Origin of the sequence: Methylobacterium tarhaniae (assembly GCF_001043955.1) — a bacterium.
GTDB lineage: Bacteria > Pseudomonadota > Alphaproteobacteria > Rhizobiales > Beijerinckiaceae > Methylobacterium > Methylobacterium tarhaniae.
The window spans coordinates 1-709 of sequence record NZ_LABZ01000377.1; the positions used below are offsets into that span (position 1 = coordinate 1).

A 709-nucleotide genomic window follows, 5' to 3' on the forward strand; every position below is an offset into this window, starting at 1 on the left:
GTCTCGTGGGCTCGGGGGTGAACGGGTTGTCCTCGCCCCAGAATGCGAAAGTGTAGCCCATCACCGTATAGATCTGGGAATTGAGGTTGCCGGTGCCGAAATCACCAGGCTTGACGACGCCCGGCAGCTTGCCGTTCTCTCCGTCATGGGGGTGGCCGAGGCCCAGGCTGTGACCGATCTCGTGGATCCAGGTTTCGGAATAGGTGCCGAGGCGAACCACGTCGGCGGCCCCTTTCACACTGTCCGGGTTGATACCCACCGCGGTTTCCAGCGAGGTCACGCCCGGGGAGGGCGTACCGGATTCGCCGCCTCCGCCCACATCGAGCCGCTGGATCAGCTGAGCCTGCTCCACCGTCCCCTCGACGAAATCGACCGCCGCGAAGTTACTGACGCTGTCGTAGATCTCTTTGTAGAACGCCTTCCAATCGCCTTCGTCGAAATCATCGATCCCGTTCGCATCGATATCCTGCGCCTTGAACCCGTAGGTCAGGGTCGCGGCGTTCCAGGCCCCGCCGATGATAAGGCTGTCCACGACGGCATTCCCCGTCAGGGCGACGGGTTTGAAGAGGTCGGCCATGGATCGATCTGTCCCGTGGGGAGAAGAAGCTTGGCCGTTCAATCTGGCCGGGCCAGTCCCTAATCACGACGGCATGTCATAAACAATTGTTGGTCGCGCCCGTCGGTGGCGAACCGTGCGATGCGGTAGGGG

General features: G+C 62.2%; 1 protein-coding gene. It reads right to left on the reverse strand.

Translation table 11 applies throughout. The annotated features are described in order from the left end of the window. Positions 1 to 577, reverse strand: a 577-nt coding sequence (locus tag VQ03_RS30095) for a M66 family metalloprotease (RefSeq protein WP_048454611.1), incomplete at its 3' end; no start/stop codon positions are given. Positions 578 to 709: the final 132 nt, after the last annotated feature.